Here is a 25,121-nt window from a genome sequence, read left to right as displayed (position 1 = left end):
GGGCGCATAAACCCTACTGGACAATTATTCCTTGCGGATTGGCACGCCGTACAGCTCCAGTTTATGGCCTTTCAGCTGGTACCCAAGTTTCTTGGCGATTTTTTCCTGCAAGGCTTCGATCTCGGGATCGACAAATTCAATGACTTCACCCGTATTCATATCAATCAAGTGGTCATGATGTTCACGTTCCGCATCTTCATAGCGGGCGCGACCATCGCCAAATTCCAGACGTTCCAGAATGTCCGCCTCTTCGAACAGCTTCACAGTGCGATATACCGTTGCTATCGAAATCCCATCATCCAGCGCACTGGCACGGGTGTACAGCTCCTCGACATCCGGGTGATCTTCACTGTCCTGAAGGACACGCGCAATGATCCGGCGCTGGCCAGTCATACGTAGCCCTTTGGCTTCGCAACGGGAAATGATTGTGTCAGACATCTGCATCCTCTGTGCGCTCTCACTGCGCTTGGCTTTCCTATGTAACGAAAGAAACCGTGCCAGAAAATAGGGTATCGAAATAGAAATCTGGTTGACAAACGTCTTATCCACATCCATTTGCCCCTTCAGGTATCCCTCTCTGCCGCGTGAGCAGAGGCGTTCGGGCAAATTGTCCCCTTCCGAGGCTTCGGCCTCTAACGCCTACAGTGACATACCTGCGTTCCCAAGATCACGCGTGGGGCACGAGCAGACGACCGGCGCTCTGGCATACGGCCAGCAGTACCTGAGGTCCCTGCCCCCAACTGGCCGCACGCGATGCGGCAAACACCGGCCGTTGCATCTGCACGGCTGCGAAAGGATATGACTTGAGTGAATTCTCAACTATGGGGCTTCCCGAGAAGCTTCTGACACGTATTGAAGCCATGGGCTTTAAAGATCCGACCCCAATTCAGTCGCACGCAATCCCGCATGCGCTGCAGGGCCGCGACGTCTTGGGCCTGGCCCAGACCGGCACCGGCAAGACGGCAGCCTTTGGCGTGCCTCTGATTGCACAGATGATGCAATACGACCGTAAACCCGCAGGCAAAACCGCCCGCGGTCTGGTTTTGGCGCCGACCCGCGAATTGGCCAACCAAATCTGTCAACAGCTCCAGGGCCTGCTTGACGGCACCCCGATGAAAGTTGGCCTGGTCGTTGGTGGTGTCTCTATCAACCCGCAGATCCAGCGTATTGGCCGTGGCATCGACATTCTGGTCGCCACACCAGGTCGCTTGCTGGACATCATTGACCGTCGCGCTTTGAATTTGGGGTCCTGTGACTTTCTGGTTCTGGACGAAGCCGACCAGATGCTGGACATGGGCTTTATTCACGCCCTGCGCAAAATCGCAGCCCTGTTGCCCGAAGACCGCCAGACAATGCTGTTCTCGGCCACCATGCCCAAGCAGATGAACGAGATTGCCAGCAGCTATCTCAAAAGCCCGGTCCGCGTCGAGGTTTCCCCTCCAGGCAAAGCCGCAGACAAAGTGACCCAGGAAATTCACTTTATCGCAAAAGCAGAGAAGACCTCGCTGCTGAAAGAACTACTTGCTAAGCACACCGATGAGCGTGCGCTGGTCTTTGGCCGCACCAAGCACGGTTCTGAAAAGCTAATGAAGACGCTGGAAAAGGCTGGTTTCTCAACCGCGTCGATCCATGGCAACAAAAGCCAGGGTCAACGCGACCGTGCGATTGCTGCGTTTAAATCCGGCCAGATCAAAGTTTTGGTTGCCACCGATGTGGCTGCACGCGGGCTGGATATTCCTGACGTCAAACACGTCTACAACTATGACCTGCCCAATGTACCGGACGCCTATGTCCATCGTATCGGTCGGACCGCACGCGCGGGCAAAGACGGTGCTGCGATTGCATTCTGTTCACCAGATGAAATGGGTGAACTGAAGGATATTCAAAAAACGCTGGGAACCACCATTCCCGTTGCCTCGGGCACCCCATGGGAAGTCCAGCCCGGTGCCAAGAAATCCAATGGCGGTGGCGGCCGTCGTCGTGGTGGCGGCGGTGGTGGTGGCCAACGCAGGTCCTCTGCTGGTGGTGGCGACGGTGCGAAACCAGGCGGACAGCGTCGTCGTCGTCGCAGTGGCGGCGGTGGTGGTGGTGGCAACCGATCCGCAGCCTGATCAGAAAACACAAACGCGTCCCAGTTCAGTCTAGGGCGCGTTTTTTTATGCGCGGCTTAAATCAGCCCAAACCGGCAGATGATCCGATGCAATATGTGCCGGGCGATCACGGTAGACCCCATGTGCGGCCACACTCAACTGTTTGCTAACAGCCATTCGGTCTAGCGCCCCAATGGGACGCAACGCCGGAAAGCTGGCTTTGGGTGCCATAAACTGCATCGCCGGGGCAAGGTGTTCCAACACAGGGGAGCGCGACCATTCATTGAAGTCCCCCCCCCAAACCACAGGAATGTCGTCAAAACCCGCACTCTCGCGGGCCAAATGCAGGACCTGTTCATGCCGGGCCCTGCCTGTCAGACCCAAATGCGCACCCACCACCCGCAGGGGGCCAATGGCAGTGTCAAATTCAGCCCAGACGGCGCCACGCGGCTCTAGCCCAGGCAGGTGGATATGCCCGTGGTCCCGCATCTGCACGCCTCCCGGACGCCACAAAATAGCATTCCCATGCCAGCCCAGTGACCCGGCGCCACCCAGATCTGCCACCATCCAGCCTGCTTCATTCAAGACAAAATGCGGCAAGGCTGCCGGGCGTGGCGGGAGGCGTTTGTCGGCCTCTTGCAGCAACACAATTTGGGCACCGGTGCCTTCGATCACCTGCAAGGTACGGCGTGGCTTTCGACGCAGGTCAAGGCCGACACATTTCTGAATATTATAGCTGGCAAGTCGCAGGGTCGGCTCTGGCATCGTAACTCCTAGGCTTGTCTTCTTAGTGCGGCGATCCGCTCCGCAGGTCCAGAGTGAACCTGAGTGTTTTGACCACAGGGGCCGTCTGCCCCTCTTGGCCGATGGCCAATTCACCCCGAGGATATTTTCAGCTAGATGAAGAGGATCAGGTTCCGCAGAACGTTGCCTGCACCACTTCGTCGGACTTTGGGGGATGGCGCAGTTCAGCTTGATCCGGTTGATCTTCATAGGGGCGCGAAAGCACCCGATTTAGCCGGTTGAACAAGGTGAAATCGCCCTCAACCGCCTTTGTGATCATTTGCTCAATCCGGTGATTGCGCGGGATAAAGCCGGGATTGCTACGGCGAATCAAGGATTGTGGGTCAGGTTCATCTTGTAACCGCGCTTTCCAGTTTGCCTCCCAGGCGTCAAACTTGTCGCGGTCAATAAACTGGTCACGGGGTTCCCCAGCACCCAGACTGCGAAACGTATTGGTAAAATCGCTTTGGTCCTGAGCCATGAGGGCCAGTAGATCCGAAATCAGGTTCAAATCCCCATCACGGGCAGTGGTTATCCCCAGCTTGGCGCGGAAGTTTTGCAGCCAATGCTCTTGCATCATGTCTGGCATCGCATGAACAATCTCAGTTGCCTCCTCGACACCGGTTTGGGGGTCGTCCAACTGCTGGATCAGAGCCGTGGCCAATTGGGCCAGGTTCCACACTGCGATATCGGGCTGATTGCCATAGGCATAGCGCCCCTGTCGGTCGATCGAACTGAACAGGGTCTGCGGGTGATACACATCCATAAAGGCACAGGGGCCATAATCGATGGTTTCCCCTGAAATCGACGAATTATCTGTATTCATAACCCCGTGGATGAAACCAACAGCCATCCATTTGGCAATCAGCGCAGCCTGCGCATCCCGCACCGCGCGCAGCAACCCCATTGGCCCATCAGCCCCAGGATAATGGCGTTGGATTGCATAGTCTGTCAGCGCTTTCAGGTTGGTGATCTCACCACGGCGGGCAAAGATCTGAAAGCTGCCGACCCGCAGATGACTGGAGGCAACTCGGGTTAGCACCGCACCGGGCAGCCCAGTTTCACGCCAGACTGTTTCTCCTGTGCTCACCGCGGCTAGCGCACGGGTGGTGGGAACACCAAGTGCGTGCATGGCCTCAGAGACTACATATTCGCGCAGCACCGGCCCCAGCCAGGCACGACCATCGCCCGCGCGGGAGTACGCCGTTCTACCGGATCCTTTGAGCTGGATATCTCGGCGTACCCCGTCACGTCCAATCGTTTCGCCCAAAAGCAGCGCCCGACCATCACCAAGTTGTGGATTATAGTTGCCAAACTGGTGGCCGGCGTAGAGTTGCGCCAAAGGTTCAGCCCCATCCGGCACCGCGTTACCGCCAAACACCTGGGCCATCTCGTCGGTATCGCCGGGCGAAATGTCTAACAGCTGTGCCAGATCGGTATTAAAAGCCAGCAAACTGGGCGACGTCACCCTGTCTGGCGCCTGTTTGCTGTAGAAACTGGGCGCCAGCCGGGCGTATGAATTGTCAAAAGGGATGTGCATGCTCATGCGCAGAACATATGCGCTGAAATCAGAATTGCCAGAGTGAAGAAAGGCCCCCGCCATGATTGCAAAAGACATTATCACCAAGCTGGATCTACAGCCGCACCCAGAAGGGGGATGGTACCGCCAAACCTGGCAGGCAGAAAATCAAGGACGTGCGACGGGAACCTGCATTTACTTTCTACTGGCCGCAGGTGAAAGCAGCCACTGGCACCGGGTAGATGCCACCGAGATATGGCTTTTTCATGCCGGGGCGCCCTTGACGCTATCGCTCTCTGAACGCGACGAAGGCCCCGCCCAGGACCATCTTCTAACCCCAGACCTGAGCAAAGGTGCGCCGCAGATCATCGTTCCCAAGGGCCATTGGCAAGCCGCACGGACAACTGGAGAATACACTTTGGTCAGTTGCACTGTATCGCCAGGGTTTCAATTTGATGGATTTGAACTGGCCGCAGACGGATTTGACATTCTTCGAGACTGAAACATGTCATGTTGTTAACTAGCTCACAACGATATTCAGTCGACAAGCATCCAAAGGGACGCATAATGAATAGTCTTTATTTGAAAGAGTTTGACGCCACTGTTCGATATCATGTCATCGAAGGGTACGGGCCAGCAGCAGTCTATTTACCCGCACTCAGCTTTCCGTCCTTGGCAAACTTTCTGCCAACCGCAACCCACCCAAAAATGCGTGGCTTCCGCAGTATTTTGATCGACTATCTTGGGGTTGGGCATAGTGAACGGCCTTCAGACTTTGATCACTCGATGCAAAAACCATGCAAAAATCGTTGCGAAGATCCTAGATCACGAGGGTCTACAGAAATGCGTAATTGTCGGGCACAGCATGGGAGGGACTGTTGCCATCTACCTGGCCATGCAAAGGCCAGATCTGGTCTCCGAACTGATTGTGTGTGAGGGAAACGTTACACCTGGCGGAGGCATGGGAACACAGTATTTCACCTCGGTCTCTGAAACCGAGTTTGTAACTACCCTTTTCCCAAAGCTGCTTGCAAAATGGAGAAAGGATGGTCGCGACGGAGATACAGAGGCTCAATGGAGATGTGGTGCCTGGGAGGATGTCGACTTCACGGGCATATATAGAAACAGCAAATCTCTTGTCGATCTACCCGCCAATTTTAAGCAAAGTTTCCTCTCACTCCCATTGAAGCGGACATTTGTTTACGGAGAGGAAACATATCCAGAAAACACTGGTGAAATTAAGGCCGACGCTCCTGATCCCAGCGAACTGAAAAGAAATGGCATCTCAATCGCCGTTGTCCCCGGTGTCGGTCATGATCAGATGATTTTCAATCCGAACGCGTTTGTAGAGGTTTTAAGTAGAGCTTTGGACCGCCCCGCACACTGATCCTATACCCGGACTATATCCTTTATCCAGGGAGACTCACCACGCCACCGCCCACACAAGCACTAACTCCGGTTGTACCGGGGGCAGAGGTGGCCATGCCACGCGCCACCCGGACCGCCAGATAGGCAAAGGCTTGCGCCTCCAGCATGTCTCCATCCAGACCCAGCTCTTCGACCTTTTGAACCGGACAATCGAGCGAGACCTCCAACATCTGCATCAGCACCGGATTGTGACGGCCGCCGCCAGTGACCAAAACGCTAGAGGGGGATTCGGGGCAGTGCTGCATACCCTGCGCCACACCTGCTGCACACATCGCAGTCAATGTTGCGGCGGCATCTGCGTCATTTAACTCGCCAACCAAATTGATCATTTCAGAGAAATCATTTCGGTCCAGAGATTTGGGCGGCAGCCGTGAGAAATAGGATTCGGCCAAAAACAGTTCGAGCGCCCCGGTTTCAACGGTCCCGGACTGAGCCAACCGCCCATCCGCATCCATGTTCAGCCCCAACCGCGCCTGCATCAGGTCATTGACGGGCGCATTGGCTGGTCCGGTGTCAAAGGCCAGCAAGGCCCCGGCCTCTTCCGGCGTGTCAAACCGCGGATCGACATAGGTCAGGTTCCCAACCCCGCCGAGATTGAGAAAACAAACTGGTTTTTTCAGGTTCAAATATTTCGCGCAGGCAAAATGGAAGAAGGGTGCTAGAGGCGCACCTTCGCCGCCCATCGCAACGTCATCAGAGCGAAAATCCCAAACAACAGGCCGACCTGTTTTGGCCGCCAGCATCGCACCGTCGCCGACCTGATAGGTCCCCTGCTGACGTGGCGCATGGGCCAGAGTTTGCCCATGAAACCCTGCAACATCATAGTCAGAAAACCCTGACAGCAGCTCAGCATGAGCGTCATCTACTACCTCGGCGGCGGCCTCAGCCTCGGCACCGCCCCAGTGTCCCAGTGCTGCGCGTAAGCAGGTTCGCTCAGCCTCGGAATAGGCGCGATACCCACTGGCACCAAAGTTGTGAATTCGGATCCCGTCCGTGTCGATAACAGCCGCATCAACCCCATCCAGCGAGGTGCCGCTCATCATTCCCAGCGCAGTAACCACACCCGTTTTTGCTATCGCTTTCGCCATGCTCTATCCCTTATGCCGCAGCGGGGCTTGCCTTGGCCCGTTATCCGCCACTATAGGCGCTGTTTTTTCTGCCGAAAACCGGTTCCCACTGCCGCAATTGCGTTTTATACAAGCCGACGCATACCATAGCCGAGGCACATCATGACCTATCACCCCAAATCGGAATTCATCGCCACCATGATGGAGCGCGGCTTTCTTGCCGATTGCACCGATTATCAAGGCCTGGACGAAGCCCTGATGACACCCGGCCAACCCGCCTATATCGGGTTTGATGCCACTGCCAAGTCATTGCACGTTGGATCGCTGATCCAAATCATGATGCTGCGCTGGTTGCAAAAAACTGGTCACAAGCCAATCACGCTTATGGGCGGCGGCACGACCAAAGTGGGCGACCCGTCGTTTCGCGCGGATGAACGCCCGCTGCTGACCGAAGCACAGATCGACGACAATATCGCCGGCATCAAGAAAGTGTTCTCGGCCTACGTCGATTACAACGACAGTGAAAACGGCGCTGTGATGATCAACAATGCCGAATGGCTCGACGGTCTGAACTACTTGGAGTTTCTGCGCGACATTGGTCGGCATTTTTCGGTCAACCGGATGCTGGCCTTTGAATCGGTGAAATCACGCCTGGACCGCGAACAGTCGCTGTCCTTCCTCGAATTCAACTACATGATCCTGCAGGCTTATGACTTTATGGAACTGCACCGCCGCTATGGCTGCGTTCTGCAAATGGGTGGCTCGGATCAGTGGGGCAATATCGTCAACGGTATCGACCTGACCCGCCGCACCATCGAAGGCGAAGTTTATGGGCTAACCTCACCGCTGCTGACCACCTCGGACGGCAAGAAAATGGGAAAGTCCCAGTCCGGCGCGATCTGGCTGAACCCGGACATGTTGTCGTCTTATGAATTCTGGCAGTTTTGGCGCAACACAACAGATGCGGATGTTGGCCGGTTCCTGAAGCTTTATACCGAGTTGCCAGTGGACGAATGCGACCGTCTGGGCGCACTGGAAGGGTCCGAGATCAACGAGGCCAAAGTCCGTCTTGCGAACGAAGTGACAACCCTGCTGCACGGTGCCGAAGCCGCCAGGGCCGCCGAAGCAACCGCTCGTGAAGTGTTTGAAAAAGGTGGCGTGGGCGACGACCTGCCAACCCTGTCTTTGTCAGCCGCTGACCTTGGTGATGGCATGTCCATCGTTCAACTGATTGTTAAATCCGGCCTCGCCAAATCCGGCAAAGACGCCAAACGTCTGATCAAGGAAAACGGCGCCAGGCTGGATGACGAACCATTGACCAATGCAGGGCTAATGATTGACGCTGCGGCGCTGACCTCTCCGATCAAATTAAGCGCAGGTAAAAAGCGCCATGCCCTGGTGCAACTGGACGCATAGGACAACCAACCTCAATGACCAGACAAGGGCCGTTCGCACGGCCCTTGATGCCTAACCAACAGCTCCCGCCCGGAGTAAGATATCAAAGATACCTTCCTCCCGTTGGGCCGGGCGCCACGCCAGGCGCGGCGCGGACCTGTTCGGTGAGGACGCAGGGTTCGAGAGACGGCTCCGCAAAAGCAGTCTACAGAACCAAATAATCAAGTACACTAAGGGCCAGGAACACAGGTACAGATAGTGCTGTAGCCAGTAACACTGCAGCGGCTTTGGTCATACGTGGCGCGGGGGCACTGTGGCCGAGGATTTGAATAGAATTTTTCATAGCCTCATTAACCATCATTTAGGTTTATACGGCGTTAATGGCGCCTATGTTCGATTTCATGCCAGCAGACGTCAGGCCCCGCCCCATTCAACGCTCAGTCCCCATCCACGCCTTGGCCCAATCGCAGGAATTTACCCGCGCGGTACAGCTGCGTGGTCAAAAGCCTCTGGTCCTTGATCAGTTGGGCGACACAGTTGTTATGCAACAACGCTTTTGGGGCCGTATTGATGTTGCAATGGTCAACCGGGCACAGATCACCAAGCCACTCAGGTTGTTGGAACTGCTGCAGGAAAATGGACTGCGCCGGACGCCCGTAATCCTATCACCACAGTCACCCACGCCAGATCTGGCGAAACTCGGCGCTGTTCCCCTGATCAGCCCGGCGCAGGTTGCGCAACTTGGGCTGACCACGTCAAAGTCAGAACGCCGCGCCGCATTACATCAAAAATGGCGCAACCGGTTAAACCATGCTGAATCGCAAAACCTACAGGTCAAATGTAAAAACATGCCGCTGGACCCGGATCACTGGTTGCTCCAGGCGGATGCCAAACAGCAGGGCCAGCGCGGCTACCGCAATTGGCCCATCGACCTGACATTGGCCTATGTGCATGAAAACCCCGGCAAGGCAAAACTGTTTCAGGCGTTCGAAGGTCGCGAGGTGATCGCAGCCGTGCTTATCCTGTGTCATGGCAACAGCGCCACCTATCATATCAGCCATTCAACAGACCGGGGCCGCAGTCTCTCTGCCCATAACCTGTTGATGTGGAAAGCGATGAACTGGCTCGCGGCACAGGACTACCTGCAGCTGGATCTGGGATTGATCAACACAGAAGACGCCGCCGGGCTGGCCCGTTTCAAACTGGGGACCGGAGCAAAACTACATAGCTTGGGCGGGACCTGGGCCTATTGGCCGCCCATGGGGCGCTTGCTTGGACCACTTGCTGCGCTGGACCGTCGCTTAATGACGCCCCGGAAAACTGGACAGGCCTAGGTGATCTTGTTTATCTGAACGTATGTTCAGATAACGCGAGGAGCCCTGCTCATGAAATTATCCACAACCGCCGCCGTCATCACGGGCGGCGCTTCGGGTTTGGGAGAAGCCACAGCGCGTCACTTTGCTGAAAATGGCGCCCAGATCACCATTCTTGACCGCGACGCCGAACGTGGCGCTGCCGTGGCTGCCGAAATCGGCGGACATTTTGTGCAAACGGATGTCACCGATGAGACCTCGGTTGCCGCTGCAATGGCCTATGCTGTTGAGAAAATGGGCCGGATTTCAGCCTGCGTGAACTGTGCTGGCATTGCTTTTGGTATCAAAACCGTAGGCCGCGATGGACCACATCCACTGGACGCCTTTCAACGTACCATCGACATCAACCTGATCGGCACCTTCAACGTCGCCCGACTGGCAGCGGTTGAAATCGCCAAGAATGATCCTGAACCCGATGGAGGGCGCGGTGTCATTATCAATACGGCTTCCGTTGCTGCCTTTGATGGCCAAAAGGGCCAAGCCGCCTATTCCGCCTCCAAGGGTGGTGTGGTTGGCATGTGCCTGCCAATGGCCCGCGATCTGGCTTCAACCGGCATTCGGGTGATGACCATTGCGCCAGGTATCTTCATGACACCAATGTTGGCGGGTTTGCCCGAAGAGGTACAACAACAACTGGCAGCGGATGTGCCCAATCCACCGCGTCTGGGAGAGGCCTCTGAATATGGCCGGATGGCCGGATTCATCGTTGAAATGGGCTATCTCAATGGAGAGGTCATTCGGCTTGACGGCGCGCTGCGCATGCGCTGATTGATCAGGAGGTGTTGCGTTCAACGCAGCACCTCCGACCGTTGCGTAAACCATAGCTTCATCAAATCGCAGAGACCATTCAATCCCACATATTATTCAATATCTTTAGTAGCTTACACTACGGACTCGATAAAACTCTTCATTTACTACCGAGCAAATACTGTGACTTTTCCCTTACAGAAATCTCTCCATTTTTAATGGATGTTTCGCGCGCGAAACAATTAACCCCCGGCTTTCTCTTCCAGCTCCATCCATTCCTCCTCGGATGCAGATAGTTTTTGCTGCCGCTGCACCAGGGCCTCGCTGGCTTTTTTGAACTTCACCGGTTCGCGTGTGAACAGCTCTGGGTCAGCCATCAGCCCTTCAAGTTTCGCGATCTCTTGTTCCAGACGTTCGATCTCTTCAGGCAGGGCCTCTAGCCGGTGTTTTTCAGTGAAAGACAGCCCAGACACCACCTTGGTCTCTTGCTTGACTTTCACCTTAGCCGATTTTGCTTTCTCTGCCTGCTCAGCTTCAGATGGTCCCTTTTGATTCAGGTAATCGCTCCACCCACCGGCATAGGCGGTGGCACGCCCATCGCCTTCCATTGCGATGGTGGTGGTCGCAACCCGGTCCAGAAAGTCCCGATCGTGGCTGACCAGCAGCACTGTGCCGTCGTAGCTGTCCAGCAGCTCCTGCAAAAGATCCAGCGTTTCGATATCCAGATCGTTGGTCGGTTCATCCAAAACCAACAAGTTGCTTTGCCGCGCCATCAGCTTGGCCAACAAAAGCCGCGCCTTTTCACCTCCCGACAGCGACCGTACCGGAGCACGGGCCTGACGTTCATCAAACAAGAAATCCTTGAGATAGCCAACCACGTGCTTGGGCATGCCACGCACCATCACCTGATCGGACTTACCCGAAACGCCCATTTCGGGATCAGTGGTCAGGTTGTCCCACAGGCTTAAATCGGGGTTCAATTGGTCGCGTGTCTGGTCGAACATGGCGATTTCCAGCTTGGTACCCTGTTTGACGGAGCCAGAATCTGGTGCTTCCAGCCCCAACAACATCTTCAGCAAGGTGGTTTTTCCCACCCCATTGGGGCCAACAAAAGCCACCCGATCACCGCGCTGCACCTTGAGATCGAAATCAACCACAATCTGTTTGTCGCCAAATCCTTTGGTCAAGCGCTCTGCTTCGATCACCTTACGCCCGGACTTGGGTGAGGTATCCAGGGCGAAATCGGCTGTGCCCTGACGTTTGATCTGACCCGCACGCTGTTCGCGCAGATCCCGCAGCGCGCGCACCCGTCCCATGTTGCGCTTGCGTCGCGCACTGATGCCTTCCACCGCCCACCGAGCTTCGGATTTAATCAGCCGGTTCAGCTTGTGGCGCTGCATGTCCTCTTCTTCCCAGATGGTATCCCGCCAGGCTTCAAAAGCATCAAACCCTTTTTCCTGACGTCGCACCTGACCGCGATCAATCCACAAGGTGGCTCGGGTCAGCGCGCGTAGAAATGCACGGTCGTGTGAAATCAGCACAAAGGCTGTTCGGGTCGACTTCAACTCGCGTTCCAGCCACCCAATTGCTTCGATATCCAAGTGGTTGGTAGGTTCGTCCAGCAACATCAAATCCGGCGCTTCTGCCATCAGCTTGGCAAGTGCCGCGCGGCGTTTCTCACCGCCAGAAGCGGTTTCAACGCTGCGCGAGGGGTCAAACTTCAACCCTTCGCCTGCCCGCTCAACCTTGTACAATTCCCCTGGCTCTAACCCGCTACAGGCAAAATCGCCCAGCGTGGCAAAACCATCCATCGTGGGGTCTTGTTCCATATAACCAACGGAGCGCCCCGGTGGGGTAACAATGGTGCCAGTGTCGGCCTCGACCAGCCCGGCCATCACCTTCATCAAAGTGGATTTACCAGACCCGTTGCGCCCAACCAGCGCCACACGGTCGCTGGGTTGAACCACCAGATCAAGATCGGAAAAAACCGGCTCACCACCAAAGGTCAGCGAAATACCGGACATCTGCAAAAGAGGAATACGTGCCATATCCGCCAGCTACCGCGCCCCCAGAGGCAGGTCAACGCCTCGGCACGGATCAGGCCGGTTTTCTTGCTGTACCAGAGACCAAAACTTACCCAGCAACAGCCCTGAGCAGACGTTTGCGACTGTCAGGGATTGTAGCAACTTCGAGCCCGGTGAGCACATGCATGGTATTCAATTCGGCATCAACCACCGCATGGTCACTGACCCACCCTCCCATCGCTAAGTAGCTTCGTAACAGGGGGGGCATTTGCAACATGGCCCGTTTCAAATCAGGCTTATATTGCGACAGCAGATCAAACTTAAATACCTTTGGCGACCCAACCTGCGGTAGCCAGAGGTTAGGCGCCAGGTGGCGGTGCCTGAGGACTGCAAACGCATCAAGATAGCGATCTGCCTGAGTGCCAGCAAAAGACGTGCAGCCAAACAGCATTTGAATTCCAATGTCATCAACGATGCAGGTCAGCGCTCCCCAAGACAAACGCAGAATATCGGGAGAATTTACGTTGGGATGAATGCAAAACCGTCCCATTTCAGCCATTGGACCTGAGTATTGTTCAAGCCCGGACAAATCGTAGAACTGCGCTGAGTAGCTCTGTGGGACACAGGCACCATCAGCAAGGTGCAAAACGCGAAAATACCCCACCAGCATGTCACAGCGGATATCTTCGATCAGGATATGGTGACACGAGTCATCAAAACGATCCAGATCAGGTGTTGTGATACCAAAGCACTGGCTTCGGAAACTCTGCGCGGCGGACAGATCGCGGTCACCCTGAGCAAATCGGGCACGGTAGTGCCCCTTGCTCAGGATTTCAGTGGGATGTGGCATGGCTGATCTCCGCAACGTCAACAAGACGCCTTGATTGGGCCAATTGACACCGCCCCCCTTTATTGAAGGAGATCACCTGGTCCTATGTTGCCCAAGCTACCCATCAGCTGGCGCAGGAATGTTTTATCCTGAACGCCCGTACTGGTCACTCGCCGCTGCAAAGGAATCACATTACCGTTCTCAAGCCCATAACGTTCAACCCCGCTGACAACACCTGCCTGATCAAAGCTGATGGCGACCAGTTCACGCGAAACCGGTTTGGGCTCACTGGGACCATAATGACGCAACCGGGTGGCGATGTAGTAATATCCGCTAGCATCTAAAACTCCGGAAGACGACGGAGCACCTATTGTTTCAGCGACAGAATCCCGAGTATCGACGCCAAGAACAACCTCGGCCAAGTCCTCTTCACTGGGCACATAACCATGATTGCGGTATTGGCCAGCGCAGCTGACCAGTGCCAACCCTGCCCCTGTAAGAACCACGATTCTAAACACTGATTTCAACCGATATGCCAATGACAACATGCTGCTCTCCCGTCGCGGCTTGATAACGCCTTTGAACCCGATTACCTAAACCCGGCCTCCGGTTCAAGAAACGAAAGTGTCCGCGATGTCTGATACCCCTGCCCTACGCGTTGCCGATCTGTCCCAAAACAGCCCGACAAGCTTTGATATTCGCCCTGATTCCGCCGCCATGACGGCGTTGGCCTCGGAACTGGATTTGCGTGGATTACGTAAACTAAGGTTCACTGGTGAGATAAACGCCCAGAATCAACGCGACTGGCACTTGACCGGTAAGCTTGGTGCAACAGCCCTACAGGTTTGCGTCGTCACACTGGAACCAGTGACCACCCGTATCGACGTTCCGGTTGAACGTTTTTTTCTTGCAGGTATGGAAACTTCCGACGAACCCGAGGTGGAAATGCCAGAAGATGACAACGCTGAATTGCTTGGCAGCCATATCGACCCTCAGGCAGTAATGGTAGAAGCTCTGGCACTCGCGATACCGCACTACCCGCGAAAAGAAGGTGTCGAACTTGGCGAAGCCGTGTTCACGGCACCAGGAGAGGAACCCATGCGGGACGAAGACACCCGGCCGTTTGCCGGGCTAGCCGAGTTGCAGGATCAGCTCAAAAAGGATCACTAGGGATATTTTATTGCATTAAAGACATATGAGCTCTGGTCCAATCCGTTTTGCTGCCCTAAATACCGCTTGCACAGCGTCGGATTCGCAGTATTTTCGCGCGCTCATCGGAATTATGGTTGGACATCGGACAGGCCGCGGCCTAAACGCTCGTCACACCGTTTGAAACGAACAACGAAATCCGGCCACCGGGATCTGCCCCACGGCCCCAATAGACAAAGGTTGAGACATGGCTGTCCAACAGAACAAAGTATCCAAGTCGCGTCGCAACAATCGTCGTGCACACGATGCCCTGGTTGCTGCAAACCCGAACGAATGCCCGAGCTGCGGTGAGCTGAAGCGCCCGCACCACGTATGCCCTTCGTGTGGTACATACGGCGATAAAGAAATCGTCAGCACCAACGACGAAATCGACGAGGACGCGGCATAAGCCCCGTTATACGCTCATTTGCCAGACAGGCTTACGCATGACAGGTCAAACCGACCATACTCAGGTACCTGCTGGCCGTAATACCATTTCGGTCGACGCCATGGGCGGAGATGCCGGTCCCACAGTTGTGGTGGCCGGCATTGCCATGTCCGCAAAAATGAACCCGGATATCAGGTTCATCCTGCACGGGCCAATCGAGCAGCTGACACCTCTGGTTGCCAAGAAACGTGTCTTAGATGGGCGCGTTGAGGTTCGAGATGCGCGCGATGTTGTGACGATGGACGACAAGCCATCTCAGGTCATGCGCAATGGCAAGGGCACCTCGATGTGGTCAACCATCGAATCAGTTAAGCATGGGGAAGCCGCCGGGGCTGTCTCCTGTGGCAATACTGGCGCCTTGATGGCTGTCAGCATGATCCGCCTGCGTAAGCTGCCCGGCGTCAACCGGCCTGCCATCGCAATTTTGTGGCCATCGAGCAATCCTCAGGGGTTCAACGTGATGTTGGATGTCGGGGCAGATGTGCGGGCCGATGCCCAGGATCTGCTGCAGTACGCCCTGATGGGCACGTCCTATACCCGCAACTCTATGGACATCGCCCGCCCTCGGGTTGGGTTGTTGAATGTGGGAACTGAAGAACACAAAGGCCATGCCGAGCTGAAAGAAGCCTATGCGCTGATCGCTGAACATGCCGATCGCGGGAGCTTTGAATTTGTCGGTTTTGTCGAAGGCAGTGATATTCCTGGCAGCACCGCAGATGTGATCGTGACTGATGGCTTTACCGGAAATGTTGCGATCAAGACTGGCGAAGGCACTGCAAGCTTGATCAGATCGACGCTGCGTGACGCCTTTCAATATTCCATATTGTCACGACTGGCGGCCCTGCTGGCGCTGCCATCGCTTACGCGTCTCTCCAAAAAAATCGATCCGCGCCGGGTAAATGGCGGTGTGTTCCTTGGTCTGAATGGCACCGTGGTCAAATCCCACGGTGGCGCTGATGCAACCGGAGTGTCCGCTGCAGTTAAACTGGCGTTCCGTCTCGCTGAACAAGGCTTTGCAGAAAAGCTGGCGGCACGGGTTGCATCCTCAGTTGAGCTTACCCAAGATACACCTGCCCGCGACTTCGCCAGGGCAACTACTCAAAAAGACTAAAGGCAGGCAATAGAATGACGCGACGTGCTGTGATTACCGGTGTTGGACATTATCTTCCAGAGCGTGTGGTCGAAAACGCAGAGTTCGAAGCCTCGCTCGAAACCTCAGACGAGTGGATTCGCTCCCGTTCGGGGATTGAACGCCGCCATTTTGCCGCCGAGGGTGAAACCACCTCTGATTTGGCCACACATGCCGCTAAGGCCGCACTCGCCGACGCAGGCTGCGAAGCAAATGACATTGATGCAATTGTTCTGGCAACATCTACCGCCGATCTGACCTTCCCGTCCGCAGCAACCATGGTTCAGGCCGCCCTGGGGATGACCCGTGGCTTTGCCTTTGATGTCCAGGCGGTCTGCGCCGGATTTGTATTTGCCCTGAGCAACGCAAATGCGCTGATCCTTTCAGGGCAAGCCAAACGCGTGCTAGTGATTGGTGCGGAAACGTTTAGCCGAATCATGGACTGGAGCGACCGCTCGACCTGTGTCTTGTTTGGTGATGGGGCTGGGGCTGTTGTGCTTGAAGCCCAGGAAGGCCAAGGAGACAGTGATGACCGGGGCATTCTTTCCACAGATCTGAACTCGGACGGGCGCTACAAAGACCTTTTGTATGTGGACGGCGGCGTATCGACCCAGAACACCGGCTTTCTGCGGATGCAGGGAAATCAGGTGTTTCGCCATGCGGTCGAAAAACTGGCCTCAACTGCCAATACAGCCCTAGACCGGGCTGGTCTGACAGCTCCGGAGGTCGACTGGATTGTCCCCCATCAAGCAAATATACGGATCATTCAGGGCACCGCCAAGAAAATGGGACTGAGCATGGATAAGGTTGTGGTAACTGTTCAGGACCACGGCAACACCTCTGCAGCTTCGATTCCCTTGGCACTCTCAATTGGTAAGCAACGGGGTCAAATCAAGCGCGGCGATCTGATCGTTGCTGAGGCCATTGGCGGCGGTTTAGCCTGGGGTTCAGTGGTTCTGCGCTGGTAAGTTTTTGAGCCAGACACAGGTCTACGAATCCGGTCATTGCAAATCATTGATATTGACAGGGAAATTCTCTACGCCCTATTGTTTATAAAACAAGGGGATTGGTTATGAGTGACACGACTCTGACGCGAATGGATTTAAGCGAAGCCGTTTTTCGCGAAGTTGGGCTTTCACGTAACGAAAGTGCCCAGCTGGTGGAAAGCATGCTCGGCCATATGTCTGATGCATTGGTCCGCGGCGAACAGGTAAAAATCTCGTCTTTTGGCACCTTTAGCGTGCGGGACAAATCCGCCCGTATTGGCCGCAACCCAAAGACCGGCGAAGAGGTTCCAATTCAACCTCGTCGAGTTTTGACCTTCCGGCCTTCGCATTTGATGAAAGATCGTGTCGCTGGCGGCAACCGCTCGTAACAGGACCAAATTTTATGTCAAAGTCACCAGATGCCTTTCGCACAATCAGTGAAGTTGCGGAATGGTTAGGGATTCCGGCGCATGTTTTGCGTTTTTGGGAAAGTAAATTTAGCCAAATCAAACCGGTTAAACGCGCGGGCGGGCGACGCTATTACCGCCCCGCTGACATGTTGTTGCTGGGCGGGATCAAGCACCTCCTGCATGACGAAGGCCAGACCATCAAACAGGTACAGGCCCTGTTGCGCGACCACGGCCCTGCATATGTTTCGGAGCGCTCGGCATCACTAGAGGCGACCGCGGACCCGATGCCGGTGGTCGAGATCGAAGACGCCTTTGTAGATTTTGTTGCACCGCGTCCTTCAGTCCCGGACCAAATGCATATGGATCTCGATGCTCCACATGAGCCAACCCCGCCGAGCTCTCCCGTTGAAGAGAGCTTTGATGCGGCTGCTGACCTGATTGAATTTGAAAGCCAATCTCCGACATCACATCCAGCGGCTGACCCAATTCCTGCAGAGCCCGACCCTGTTCCTGCAGAAACCATCGATGCCCTGAACGAGACTGATGCGACCACAGCACCCCCGCCGGTGGCGGCGACTCCACTGATTGTCGAGATCGAAGACATCGCTGATGACTCGCTGACTGTGGTACATGCAGGCGTTCTGGCTCAACTGGCAAACATCACCTCTTTGGATGCAGCCAGCCAAGAACAAGCCTTGATTTGTGCCGGGCAACTCAAAACACTTATGGCTGGCCAGAACAATCAGCCTGCCAATTGATCAAAGTCCAAATTTCCCTCTTGCCCCTGCCCTCAAATCCAGTAGAACGCTCTCAATAACGGGCTATGGCGCAGCCTGGTAGCGCGTCCGTCTGGGGGACGGAAGGTCGCAGGTTCGAGTCCTGCTAGCCCGACCATACAAAAACGCTCGGGTGAGAAATCACCCGGGCGTTTTGTTTATCCGCCGAGCAATACTTGGCACTTGTCGAATTGCGCCGAGACTAAAAATAGGCCAGACTCAGCAGGTCGTTGCACTCATGGCACGACCAGAGACAGGATCCACCATGACCGGCGTACTACCCAGCCAAGCCATTGAAACGATGATCGAACGCGGCGAAATCAACGGATCGCCTTCCGTTGAAGCCGCCCAGATCCAACCCGCCAGCCTTGACCTGCGTCTGGGCACAATGGCCTACCGGGTGCGCGCCTCGTTTTTGGCAGGACACGGCCAGAGTGTCGCCGATCGTCTGAACGAATTCGAAATGCACCGCATCGACCTGAGCGATGGCGCTGTGCTGGAAAAAGGCTGCGTCTACGTGGTTCCTTTGATGGAGCAGCTGGACCTGCCAGATGATGTCTCCGCAGTGGCCAATGCCAAAAGTTCGACCGGACGTCTGGATCTGCTCACCCGTACCATTACGGATGGTGGTGTGGAATTTGATCGTATCAAACCCGGATATACTGGCCCCCTATACGCTGAAATCTGCCCGCGGTCTTTTTCGGTTCTGGTTCGACCGGGAATGCGCCTGAACCAGATACGGTTCCGAACGGGTCAGGCTGTCCTCAGTGACGATGAGCTGAATTTGCTTCACGCCCAGTCCCCATTGGTCGACGGGCCTGCGGTCATTCAGGATGGTCTCGGCTTTTCAGTTGATCTGCAGCTGCCCGGCAGTGATCTGGTTGGATATCGCGCCAAACCCCACACTGGGGTGATTGATCTGGAACGCATTGGCGAATACGACGCCCATGATTATTGGGAAGAAGTCCGCACCACCCAAGGCCGTATCATTCTGGATCCCGGCGCATTTTACATCCTGGTCAGCCGCGAAGCCGTCCATATTCCACCGGAATACGCCGCTGAAATGGCCCCTTACCTCGCCATGGTTGGGGAGTTCAGAGTCCACTATGCAGGTTTCTTTGATCCTGGATTTGGCCATGATGCAGCTGGTGGGGCCGGATCGCGCGGGGTGTTGGAAGTGCGTTGCCACGAGGCTCCGTTTGTTTTGGAACATGGTCAGGTTGTCGGCCGACTTGTGTATGAGAAAATGGCGCAGGTGCCGGAACAACTCTATGGTTCCGGCATTGCGTCGAACTATCAAGGCCAGGGTCTAAAGCTCTCCAAGCACTTCAAAACAAAAGCATAAAGCGAACCTCACTTGATCCCCGCCATGTCTTCAAGGTCGGTTGAAACCTCGGCCTGCACGGCGCGTTCCAAATGTGTCGACAGGGTTAGATATGTGCGGGTCCCACGCACACCCTGGGTATCATAAAGCTGCGACAACAGCCCCTCTAACGCCAGTGGCGAGGCAACACGAACCTTGAGGATTAGACAGGTGTCCCCTGTCGCAGAGTGAATCTCCTCCACCTCCGGCCAGTCGCCTAGCGCCATCATTGCGCTGGTCTTGCCCCACCCCACAGTGTCCACATGGATGAAGGCCAGCAATGGCTTTCCAACCGCCGGTCCATCCAATTGGGCCACAGTTGCTTTGATCGCCCCTGAGGCGCGCAACCGTTTAACCCGTTCGTGCACCGCGGGTGGAGACAGGCCAACCACCTGACTAATTGCCGCATAGGCCTGGGTTGCGTCGCGGCTTAACTCACCTAATATTCTTCTGTCCAGATCGTCCAATTCCCGTGCAGCACGGGGTTTCCTCTGAATGCTATCTGTTTTTGTCATCACGGGTACCCTCTACACTTCACAGAACCAAATTCCGTGAATAGAGGTTACCTCTGAACAATCTTCGAGGGCAAGATCATGGTGGCATCGATTCTCATTTTGCTAAGCGCCATTGGGGTGATTGGGGCAAATTCACTGTTGCTGTCCCCTCTGGTCACAGCTGTTGGTGCTGACTTGCAGGTCAGCGCTGCACAGGTGATGCAGGCCGCCAGTGCGTATGGGTTGGGTGTCGCCTTTGCTGCCATGTTACTGGCCCCCCTAGGGGATCGGTTTGGTGCCGGCCGCCTGTTGCGGGTTACCCTGGTGTTTCTGGCCATCGGCTTAGCCGCCAGTGCCTTTGCGCCGACTCTTTATGCCTTGATTGCCGCGCAGACCCTATGCGGGGTGGCCGCTGGGGCCGCTTTACCATCTATCTACACGCTGGCCGTGACCATTGCGCCCAAGGGTCGTGAGTCGCAGACTTTGGGAGCTGTTTTGACAGGGTGGACAGTTTCATTGGTATTGGGTGTCAGCCTTGGCGCCTGGATCACTGATCACTTCGGCTGGCGGGCAGTCTATATCTCGTTATCGGTTGGGACCGCCTTGCTTTGGCTCTTCAGTACCCGTCTTCGTAACTTGGGAAGTTCTGGCGGCCGTGCGACGTCGCCATTGACTGCACTCAAGGTCCCCGGAATTAAGCGCGGCCTGCTGGCTACCGTGTTGTTGATGCTCAGCTTTTACATCACCTACTTCTTCATTGGCGCCCATGTCACTGTGGATTTAGGGTTAAGCACGACAAAAGCCGGGTTGGTTCCGCTTTTCTATGGGATTGGTTTTGGACTGGCTGTGTTAGCAGACCCTATCTTGGATAAAATCGGGTTGGAACGCGCAACAGCACCGGTGTTTCTGGCTATCACCCTGACGTATGTATGCATGATCGCACTGTCTGGTACCTTTTATGGGCTGCTGATGGTGGCCGCGCTTTGGGGCATCTTTCAGCATCTTGGCTTAAATTTGCTGGTGGCAAGACTGACGGCCTTAGACCCGTCACAACGCGGCGCCATCATGGGGCTGTATAGCACAGCAACATATCTGTGCATCTTTGCGGTGCCTGCGCTTGGCGGGCTGGCCTATGCAAACTGGGGTTTGGCTGGTTGTTTGGCAGTGTCAGCGTTTTTGTGCCTGATCGAGATGTTCGAAGCCAAAGGGCTACGTCGACCTACTGCCATGGCCCACGCCGCACCAGACGCATCTGTTTAGCCCGGCGTTTGGCATCACCATTCAAATCTGGCGCATCTTTGGTCTGGTCATTGTGACGGCCTGTGGTGCGCCGTTTTGAAACTGCGTTGATACCCGCCCTAATTCCAGAGTTCACACCGCGCCGCATCAACTGCCGCACAATCATGTTTATCAAACTGTTCATATTCATACTGGCATCCCCTTGAGATCAGTGCCGGAAATATCAGTCGATTAAGTTGATTTCGAGGCGAAGACAGATGCCAATGTCACTCTTCGAACAATTCGGTTTGGGCATCGTCATCATCAACATCCAAATCGCCTAGCGCCATTGCACCCGGCGGCGGCCGGTTTTCCAGCAAACCAGCTGCGCGCAATTCTTTCAATCCAGGCAAATCGCGGGCACTTTCCAAACCAAAATGGTCCAGAAACTGTGGGGTGACCACAAAGGTCACTGGACGGCCTGGTGTCATTTTACGTCGCCCAAGCCGGATCCACTCCATTTCGAGAAGTTGGTCGATCGTACCGCGCGACACGGATACGCCCCGAATTTCTTCGATTTCCGCCCGTGTCACCGGTTGATGATACGCAATGATCGCCAGCGTTTCGATTGCTGCTCTGCTCAGCTTGCGCGTCTCAACGGTTTCTTTTTGCATCAGAAAGCCAAGGTCTGGTGCCGTTCGCATCGCCCAGGTATCGCCAATGCGAACCACATGCACACCACGGCCTTCGTATTTCTTGCGCAAATGCGCCAATGCCTCGCCAGGATTACAGCCGTACGGCATCCTTGCTTCGAGATCTCTCAGGGTGACTGGCGCAGCACTGGCAAACAACACAGCCTCAACCATACGTTCCTGTTCAGCCATCAAGGGTGCGTCAAACAGGCTTTCGTTTTCACCTTCTGGAGCTGCGCTATGGTTTTCCATCAATTTTCCTTGTCGCAGCTGCGCAGTTGAATTGGGGCGTAGGTCTCGCTTTGTCGCAGCTGCACCTTGCCCTCTTTTACCAGCTGTAGCGAGGCGGCAAAAGTTGCAGCCGTGGCGGAGCGGCGTTTGACTGGATCACTGTGCCAACCGTCGGGCAGATAGCTCAGCATATCCGTCCAACTGCCAGTAAACCCGATCAGCTTGCGCATGCGCTCCAGTGCCTCTTCCATGGTGAAGACTGATTCTCGGTCCAATACAAACGGACGAAAATCATCACGGGTACGGATACGGGCATAGCCCTGCATCAGATCCAGCAAAGTGGCATTGTAAGTTACGGTCTTAATCCGGGTGATGTCCTCGCACTGGCCACGCGCAAAGAAGTCACGGCCCAGCTGATCCTGCGCCATAAGTTGGGCTGCAGAATCGCGCATAGCCTGAAGTCGTTGGAGTTGAAAAGCCAGATGGGCCGCGAGCTCTTCACCGCTTGGTCCGTCTTCCCCTGGTTCAGGCGGCAACAAAAGGCGTGATTTCAAAAACGCCAACCAGGCGGCCATCACCAGATAGTCGGCCGCCAGTTCAATCCGCAGCACCTTGGCTCGTTCCACAAAGTTCAAGTACTGCCGCGCCAATTCCAACACCGAGATCCGGCGCAGGTCTACTTTTTGACTGCGGGACAGAGTCAACAAGACGTCGAGCGGGCCTTCAAACCCGTCGACATCCACAATCAGCGCTTCGGCAGCCAACCTTTCGGCAACCGATTGAGCCGTCTCCTGAAATAGATCGTTAGCCATACACCAATCCGCCCATAAGGGCAGATAGTTCCGCTTCGGCGGCATCGATGTCAAGTTCATCGGGTGTTCGACGGGCTGCAAGGGCCCGTTCAGCCCGAATTTGGGCCTTGTCTGTCATTTCACCCACTGAATCGGCAACCGCTGCACGGTCCGCCAAAGGCGCGTTGCAATATAGCGCAACGTCACAGCCCGCATCCAACGAAGCACGCGCCAGATCAGCAGGTGCCCCCTGCAGGGCCTTCATCGAGATATCGTCGGTCATGATCAGCCCATCAAAACCGATCTGGGTACGGATGAGTTGCATCATGACAGGAGACAGGGTGGCTGGGACACTGTCGATGGCATCATAAACCAGATGTGCGGTCATCCCCATCGGCAAATCGTTCAGGCTGCGGAACGCGGCAAAATCAGTGCTGTCCAGAATGTCTGGATCAGTACCGACATGCGGCAGGTCATAATGGCTATCTGCTGTGGCCCGACCATGTCCTGGCAAGTGCTTCACCACCGGCAGCACACCGCCATCCAGCAGGCCCTGCGCAGCTGCGCGTCCCAACTCAGCAACAGTTTGGACATCACTGGCGTAGCAGCGATTTTTCAAAAATGCATGTGTTTCACTGCCTGCAAGGTCCACCATCGGTGCACAGTTGCTGTCGATTCCAAGTGCAAACAGTTCCTGCGCAATCAAACGATAGCGCAGATACATCGCTCTGGTCGTGTTTTCGGGCAAAAGAACACGTTCTACATGTTCCAGTGGCGGCATCCATTGCCGGGCCAAAGGTGGGCGCAAGCGTTGAACACGGCCACCTTCCTGGTCAATTGTAATTGGACAGTTGCGCCCCACCGCATTGCGGAAATCGTCACACAACGCCCGGACCTGATCAGCCGAATCAACATTGCGGGCAAACAGAATAAAGCCAAAGGGATTCGTATCACGAAACAGAGCCATCTCTTCGGCGGTCAATCGCAGCCCTTCGGCGTCCAATATGGTAGCACCAAACCGCATCAGCGTGTGGTCACTGGAATGCAGTCTGCCTTGCCCGCAACCAAGGTCGCGCAGAACCGGCGGGCATCCGACAGATCATCAAAGCCCATCGCGCGCAACCGATAGAAGGTGCGACCGCCACTTTCAGCCTTTTGGATTACCCGGCTCTTGCCTTCAAAGTAATCTCCAAACTGACCGTAAATACGTTCCCATTCAGCCCGCGCCACAGCCGCACTTTCATAGGCACCAAGCTGTGCCAACCGTGTCCCCGCAGCCAGGCTTGTAGCCTCAACTTCCAGAGCAGAGCGACCTTGTATTGGCGTACCACTGCCTTGCGAGAGCGATGCGCGAGCGGGGCGCACCAATGGACGTAAGGACACTTTAACACCGGGGGCATTCAAAACGGCTGGTGACGGAGCAAGAGGTATAATTGCGGCAGTTTCCACTGGCTGCAGAGGTGTGGGTTGGACAATTACCGGCGCAGCAACCGAGGCCAGAGTAGCCACAGGCTCACCCAGCGGGGTAACACCCTCTGTCAGTTCGGCCACCAAGGCATCAATTTCCCCATTCTGAAAAGCTGTTACCGCAGCCTCAGAAAGTGGTTCCTCTTGAAGTGGGGCTGGAATTGGAGCCACCGTAACTGTCACATCGGAAACGGGAACATCATCTTCGGTCAGATCCATCGAAGCCGGAGCCAGCGTCAAACGATCAGCTGGGTCTGCCGCCGTACCATTGGCAGCGACAGCATTCACAGCCAGCCCCTGATTGTCCGCAGATCGTCCACCTGGATTGTCTGGTTGTATCCGCATGGGCCCTTCGAGCGAGCGCACAACGGGCACCCCACTGACGTCACGCGCCACCAGTTTGTAGCCCCAAACGCCGATTCCAACGATTAGTGCCAGCGACGCAACAGCGCCCAGCAGCCCCACCGCCTTGGCAACGCCGCCACTCTCTGTTGCGGGAGACCCGTGGTCCATGGCATGATGGTGATCCGTAAGGCCATAGCCCTGCGGATCACCATTGTGATATTGTGGTTGGTACTGATTTCCATTGGCCGCCGCCCTTGAAAGGGATGCGCCTACTAAAGAATAAGCCTGGCTATCGCCAGCTTGCGCGTTTAACGCCATGTCCGCCTCA

28 protein-coding genes and 1 tRNA gene are annotated in these 25,121 nt (G+C 55.6%); 15 read left to right on the top strand and 14 right to left on the bottom strand.

Annotation, left to right across the window (positions count from 1 at the left end):
• Positions 1 to 24 precede the first annotated feature (24 nt).
• The gene (locus tag GO984_RS00265; RefSeq protein ID WP_157020610.1) at positions 25 to 438 is read right to left on the bottom strand and encodes a Fur family transcriptional regulator; all 414 of its coding nucleotides are present in this window, start codon (positions 436 to 438) and stop codon (positions 25 to 27) included.
• Between the two features lie 365 nt (positions 439 to 803).
• Between GO984_RS00265 and GO984_RS00260 the strand changes: the two genes are divergently transcribed.
• Positions 804 to 2,111 carry a DEAD/DEAH box helicase gene (locus GO984_RS00260; protein ID WP_245230943.1) on the top strand — a complete coding sequence of 436 codons (1,308 nt, stop codon included), beginning with the start codon at positions 804 to 806 and terminating at the stop codon, positions 2,109 to 2,111.
• 45 nt (positions 2,112 to 2,156) lie between these two features.
• Here the strand turns inward: GO984_RS00260 and GO984_RS00255 are convergent, their stop codons facing one another.
• Together GO984_RS00255 and GO984_RS00250 are read right to left on the bottom strand one after the other, a co-directional pair.
• On the bottom strand, positions 2,157 to 2,855 hold the full coding sequence (locus tag GO984_RS00255) for an endonuclease/exonuclease/phosphatase family protein (protein ID WP_157020609.1): 699 nt from the start codon (positions 2,853 to 2,855) through the stop codon (positions 2,157 to 2,159).
• A gap of 145 nt (positions 2,856 to 3,000) precedes the next feature.
• Positions 3,001 to 4,419: a protein adenylyltransferase SelO gene (locus GO984_RS00250; RefSeq protein ID WP_157020608.1), complete on the bottom strand. Its 1,419-nt coding sequence runs from the start codon at positions 4,417 to 4,419 to the stop codon at positions 3,001 to 3,003.
• Positions 4,420 to 4,474: 55 nt separating this feature from the next.
• On the opposite strand from GO984_RS00250, the gene GO984_RS00245 reads away from it, so the two are divergent.
• Together GO984_RS00245 and GO984_RS00240 are read left to right on the top strand one after the other, a co-directional pair.
• On the top strand, positions 4,475 to 4,894 hold the full coding sequence (locus tag GO984_RS00245) for a cupin domain-containing protein (protein WP_138163427.1): 420 nt from the start codon (positions 4,475 to 4,477) through the stop codon (positions 4,892 to 4,894).
• A 255-nt stretch (positions 4,895 to 5,149) separates the two neighbouring features.
• Complete coding sequence (locus GO984_RS00240) at positions 5,150 to 5,779, top strand: alpha/beta fold hydrolase (RefSeq protein WP_167740159.1); 630 nt, start codon at positions 5,150 to 5,152, stop codon at positions 5,777 to 5,779.
• Positions 5,780 to 5,801: 22 nt separating this feature from the next.
• On the opposite strand, the gene GO984_RS00235 is transcribed toward GO984_RS00240, so the two are convergent.
• Positions 5,802 to 6,908, bottom strand: a complete 1,107-nt coding sequence (locus tag GO984_RS00235; protein ID WP_157020606.1) for an anhydro-N-acetylmuramic acid kinase — start codon at positions 6,906 to 6,908, stop codon at positions 5,802 to 5,804.
• 141 nt (positions 6,909 to 7,049) lie between these two features.
• On the opposite strand from GO984_RS00235, the gene tyrS reads away from it, so the two are divergent.
• On the top strand, positions 7,050 to 8,303 hold the full coding sequence (gene tyrS, locus GO984_RS00230) for a tyrosine--tRNA ligase (RefSeq protein ID WP_157020605.1): 1,254 nt from the start codon (positions 7,050 to 7,052) through the stop codon (positions 8,301 to 8,303).
• Between the two features lie 184 nt (positions 8,304 to 8,487).
• Here the strand turns inward: tyrS and GO984_RS23310 are convergent, their stop codons facing one another.
• Positions 8,488 to 8,625: a hypothetical protein gene (locus GO984_RS23310; protein WP_167740158.1), complete on the bottom strand. Its 138-nt coding sequence runs from the start codon at positions 8,623 to 8,625 to the stop codon at positions 8,488 to 8,490.
• Between the two features lie 46 nt (positions 8,626 to 8,671).
• On the opposite strand from GO984_RS23310, the gene GO984_RS00225 reads away from it, so the two are divergent.
• Together GO984_RS00225 and GO984_RS00220 are read left to right on the top strand one after the other, a co-directional pair.
• Positions 8,672 to 9,616 (top strand): GNAT family N-acetyltransferase, encoded by a 945-nt coding sequence (locus tag GO984_RS00225; protein WP_157020604.1) that lies wholly within the window; start codon positions 8,672 to 8,674, stop codon positions 9,614 to 9,616.
• A gap of 51 nt (positions 9,617 to 9,667) precedes the next feature.
• A complete protein-coding gene (locus tag GO984_RS00220) occupies positions 9,668 to 10,423 on the top strand; it encodes an SDR family NAD(P)-dependent oxidoreductase (RefSeq protein ID WP_157020603.1) in 756 nt (251 codons plus the stop codon).
• Positions 10,424 to 10,644: 221 nt separating this feature from the next.
• Here the strand turns inward: GO984_RS00220 and GO984_RS00215 are convergent, their stop codons facing one another.
• The 3 genes from GO984_RS00215 to GO984_RS00205 form a co-directional block, all read right to left on the bottom strand.
• Positions 10,645 to 12,450 (bottom strand): ABC-F family ATP-binding cassette domain-containing protein, encoded by a 1,806-nt coding sequence (locus tag GO984_RS00215; RefSeq protein ID WP_157020602.1) that lies wholly within the window; start codon positions 12,448 to 12,450, stop codon positions 10,645 to 10,647.
• 85 nt (positions 12,451 to 12,535) lie between these two features.
• Entirely contained in the window at positions 12,536 to 13,276 is a 741-nt protein-coding gene (locus tag GO984_RS00210; RefSeq protein ID WP_157020601.1) for a GNAT family N-acetyltransferase, read from the bottom strand.
• A gap of 59 nt (positions 13,277 to 13,335) precedes the next feature.
• Positions 13,336 to 13,803 (bottom strand): outer membrane protein assembly factor BamE, encoded by a 468-nt coding sequence (locus GO984_RS00205; protein ID WP_157020600.1) that lies wholly within the window; start codon positions 13,801 to 13,803, stop codon positions 13,336 to 13,338.
• Positions 13,804 to 13,888: 85 nt separating this feature from the next.
• On the opposite strand from GO984_RS00205, the gene GO984_RS00200 reads away from it, so the two are divergent.
• The 8 genes from GO984_RS00200 (at position 13,889) to GO984_RS00165 (ending at position 19,537) form a co-directional block, all read left to right on the top strand.
• Complete coding sequence (locus tag GO984_RS00200) at positions 13,889 to 14,425, top strand: YceD family protein (RefSeq protein ID WP_157020599.1); 537 nt, start codon at positions 13,889 to 13,891, stop codon at positions 14,423 to 14,425.
• A gap of 226 nt (positions 14,426 to 14,651) precedes the next feature.
• Positions 14,652 to 14,852 (top strand): 50S ribosomal protein L32, encoded by a 201-nt coding sequence (gene rpmF / locus GO984_RS00195; RefSeq protein ID WP_157020598.1) that lies wholly within the window; start codon positions 14,652 to 14,654, stop codon positions 14,850 to 14,852.
• Between the two features lie 37 nt (positions 14,853 to 14,889).
• Positions 14,890 to 16,002 (top strand): phosphate acyltransferase PlsX, encoded by a 1,113-nt coding sequence (gene plsX, locus GO984_RS00190; RefSeq protein WP_157020597.1) that lies wholly within the window; start codon positions 14,890 to 14,892, stop codon positions 16,000 to 16,002.
• A 14-nt stretch (positions 16,003 to 16,016) separates the two neighbouring features.
• Complete coding sequence (locus tag GO984_RS00185) at positions 16,017 to 16,988, top strand: beta-ketoacyl-ACP synthase III (protein ID WP_157020596.1); 972 nt, start codon at positions 16,017 to 16,019, stop codon at positions 16,986 to 16,988.
• A gap of 104 nt (positions 16,989 to 17,092) precedes the next feature.
• Positions 17,093 to 17,395, top strand: a complete 303-nt coding sequence (ihfA, locus tag GO984_RS00180; RefSeq protein WP_138163288.1) for an integration host factor subunit alpha — start codon at positions 17,093 to 17,095, stop codon at positions 17,393 to 17,395.
• 14 nt (positions 17,396 to 17,409) lie between these two features.
• A complete protein-coding gene (locus tag GO984_RS23520) occupies positions 17,410 to 18,174 on the top strand; it encodes a MerR family transcriptional regulator (protein WP_245230942.1) in 765 nt (254 codons plus the stop codon).
• 59 nt (positions 18,175 to 18,233) lie between these two features.
• A tRNA-Pro gene (locus GO984_RS00170) sits at positions 18,234 to 18,310 on the top strand.
• Positions 18,311 to 18,457: 147 nt separating this feature from the next.
• Entirely contained in the window at positions 18,458 to 19,537 is a 1,080-nt protein-coding gene (locus tag GO984_RS00165; protein WP_157021164.1) for a 2'-deoxycytidine 5'-triphosphate deaminase, read from the top strand.
• Positions 19,538 to 19,545: 8 nt separating this feature from the next.
• Here GO984_RS00165 and GO984_RS00160 read toward each other — a convergent pair whose 3' ends face one another.
• On the bottom strand, positions 19,546 to 20,070 hold the full coding sequence (locus tag GO984_RS00160) for an Lrp/AsnC family transcriptional regulator (protein ID WP_157020595.1): 525 nt from the start codon (positions 20,068 to 20,070) through the stop codon (positions 19,546 to 19,548).
• 78 nt (positions 20,071 to 20,148) lie between these two features.
• Between GO984_RS00160 and GO984_RS00155 the strand changes: the two genes are divergently transcribed.
• On the top strand, positions 20,149 to 21,309 hold the full coding sequence (locus GO984_RS00155) for an MFS transporter (RefSeq protein WP_157020594.1): 1,161 nt from the start codon (positions 20,149 to 20,151) through the stop codon (positions 21,307 to 21,309).
• Here the strand turns inward: GO984_RS00155 and GO984_RS00150 are convergent.
• The 5 genes from GO984_RS00150 to GO984_RS00130 form a co-directional block, all read right to left on the bottom strand.
• Positions 21,269 to 21,478, bottom strand: coding sequence for a hypothetical protein (locus GO984_RS00150; RefSeq protein WP_157020593.1), 210 nt, complete (start codon positions 21,476 to 21,478; stop codon positions 21,269 to 21,271). The two genes, GO984_RS00155 and GO984_RS00150, sit on opposite strands and share 41 nt — an antisense overlap.
• Positions 21,479 to 21,554: 76 nt before the next feature.
• Complete coding sequence (gene scpB, locus GO984_RS00145) at positions 21,555 to 22,211, bottom strand: SMC-Scp complex subunit ScpB (RefSeq protein ID WP_157020592.1); 657 nt, start codon at positions 22,209 to 22,211, stop codon at positions 21,555 to 21,557.
• On the bottom strand, positions 22,211 to 23,002 hold the full coding sequence (locus GO984_RS00140) for a segregation and condensation protein A (RefSeq protein WP_157020591.1): 792 nt from the start codon (positions 23,000 to 23,002) through the stop codon (positions 22,211 to 22,213). The genes scpB and GO984_RS00140 overlap by 1 nt, the downstream gene beginning before the upstream one ends.
• On the bottom strand, positions 22,995 to 24,005 hold the full coding sequence (gene nagZ / locus GO984_RS00135) for a beta-N-acetylhexosaminidase (protein ID WP_157020590.1): 1,011 nt from the start codon (positions 24,003 to 24,005) through the stop codon (positions 22,995 to 22,997). The genes GO984_RS00140 and nagZ overlap by 8 nt, the downstream gene beginning before the upstream one ends.
• Entirely contained in the window at positions 24,005 to 25,111 is a 1,107-nt protein-coding gene (locus tag GO984_RS00130) for an SPOR domain-containing protein (RefSeq protein ID WP_157020589.1), read from the bottom strand. The genes nagZ and GO984_RS00130 overlap by 1 nt, the downstream gene beginning before the upstream one ends.
• Positions 25,112 to 25,121: the final 10 nt, after the last annotated feature.

This window comes from Parasedimentitalea huanghaiensis (assembly GCF_009753675.1).
Classification (GTDB): domain Bacteria; phylum Pseudomonadota; class Alphaproteobacteria; order Rhodobacterales; family Rhodobacteraceae; genus Parasedimentitalea; species Parasedimentitalea huanghaiensis.
The sequence above is the reverse complement of the archived record's forward strand: the minus strand, read 5'-3'. Positions and strand labels throughout refer to the sequence as shown.

What these genes read in the sequence shown, in the direction of transcription:
- GO984_RS00235 (WP_157020606.1), bottom strand. Translation starts at nt 6,908, where the DNA reads ATGGCGAAAGCGATAGCAAAAACGGGTGTGGTTACTGCGCTGGGAATG.
- GO984_RS00250 (WP_157020608.1), bottom strand. Translation starts at nt 4,419, where the DNA reads ATGAGCATGCACATCCCTTTTGACAATTCATACGCCCGGCTGGCGCCC.
- GO984_RS00130 (WP_157020589.1), bottom strand. Translation starts at nt 25,111, where the DNA reads ATGGCGTTAAACGCGCAAGCTGGCGATAGCCAGGCTTATTCTTTAGTA.
- GO984_RS00245 (WP_138163427.1), top strand. Translation starts at nt 4,475, where the DNA reads ATGATTGCAAAAGACATTATCACCAAGCTGGATCTACAGCCGCACCCA.
- GO984_RS00165 (WP_157021164.1), top strand. Translation starts at nt 18,458, where the DNA reads ATGACCGGCGTACTACCCAGCCAAGCCATTGAAACGATGATCGAACGC.
- GO984_RS23310 (WP_167740158.1), bottom strand. Translation starts at nt 8,625, where the DNA reads ATGAAAAATTCTATTCAAATCCTCGGCCACAGTGCCCCCGCGCCACGT.
- GO984_RS00160 (WP_157020595.1), bottom strand. Translation starts at nt 20,070, where the DNA reads ATGACAAAAACAGATAGCATTCAGAGGAAACCCCGTGCTGCACGGGAA.
- GO984_RS00150 (WP_157020593.1), bottom strand. Translation starts at nt 21,478, where the DNA reads ATGAATATGAACAGTTTGATAAACATGATTGTGCGGCAGTTGATGCGG.
- GO984_RS00210 (WP_157020601.1), bottom strand. Translation starts at nt 13,276, where the DNA reads ATGCCACATCCCACTGAAATCCTGAGCAAGGGGCACTACCGTGCCCGA.
- GO984_RS00200 (WP_157020599.1), top strand. Translation starts at nt 13,889, where the DNA reads ATGTCTGATACCCCTGCCCTACGCGTTGCCGATCTGTCCCAAAACAGC.
- rpmF (WP_157020598.1), top strand. Translation starts at nt 14,652, where the DNA reads ATGGCTGTCCAACAGAACAAAGTATCCAAGTCGCGTCGCAACAATCGT.
- GO984_RS00155 (WP_157020594.1), top strand. Translation starts at nt 20,149, where the DNA reads ATGGTGGCATCGATTCTCATTTTGCTAAGCGCCATTGGGGTGATTGGG.
- GO984_RS00225 (WP_157020604.1), top strand. Translation starts at nt 8,672, where the DNA reads ATGTTCGATTTCATGCCAGCAGACGTCAGGCCCCGCCCCATTCAACGC.
- GO984_RS00185 (WP_157020596.1), top strand. Translation starts at nt 16,017, where the DNA reads ATGACGCGACGTGCTGTGATTACCGGTGTTGGACATTATCTTCCAGAG.
- scpB (WP_157020592.1), bottom strand. Translation starts at nt 22,211, where the DNA reads ATGGAAAACCATAGCGCAGCTCCAGAAGGTGAAAACGAAAGCCTGTTT.
- plsX (WP_157020597.1), top strand. Translation starts at nt 14,890, where the DNA reads ATGACAGGTCAAACCGACCATACTCAGGTACCTGCTGGCCGTAATACC.
- GO984_RS00220 (WP_157020603.1), top strand. Translation starts at nt 9,668, where the DNA reads ATGAAATTATCCACAACCGCCGCCGTCATCACGGGCGGCGCTTCGGGT.
- tyrS (WP_157020605.1), top strand. Translation starts at nt 7,050, where the DNA reads ATGACCTATCACCCCAAATCGGAATTCATCGCCACCATGATGGAGCGC.
- GO984_RS00265 (WP_157020610.1), bottom strand. Translation starts at nt 438, where the DNA reads ATGTCTGACACAATCATTTCCCGTTGCGAAGCCAAAGGGCTACGTATG.
- GO984_RS00140 (WP_157020591.1), bottom strand. Translation starts at nt 23,002, where the DNA reads ATGGCTAACGATCTATTTCAGGAGACGGCTCAATCGGTTGCCGAAAGG.
- GO984_RS23520 (WP_245230942.1), top strand. Translation starts at nt 17,410, where the DNA reads ATGTCAAAGTCACCAGATGCCTTTCGCACAATCAGTGAAGTTGCGGAA.
- ihfA (WP_138163288.1), top strand. Translation starts at nt 17,093, where the DNA reads ATGAGTGACACGACTCTGACGCGAATGGATTTAAGCGAAGCCGTTTTT.
- nagZ (WP_157020590.1), bottom strand. Translation starts at nt 24,005, where the DNA reads ATGCGGTTTGGTGCTACCATATTGGACGCCGAAGGGCTGCGATTGACC.
- GO984_RS00215 (WP_157020602.1), bottom strand. Translation starts at nt 12,450, where the DNA reads ATGGCACGTATTCCTCTTTTGCAGATGTCCGGTATTTCGCTGACCTTT.
- GO984_RS00205 (WP_157020600.1), bottom strand. Translation starts at nt 13,803, where the DNA reads ATGTTGTCATTGGCATATCGGTTGAAATCAGTGTTTAGAATCGTGGTT.
- GO984_RS00255 (WP_157020609.1), bottom strand. Translation starts at nt 2,855, where the DNA reads ATGCCAGAGCCGACCCTGCGACTTGCCAGCTATAATATTCAGAAATGT.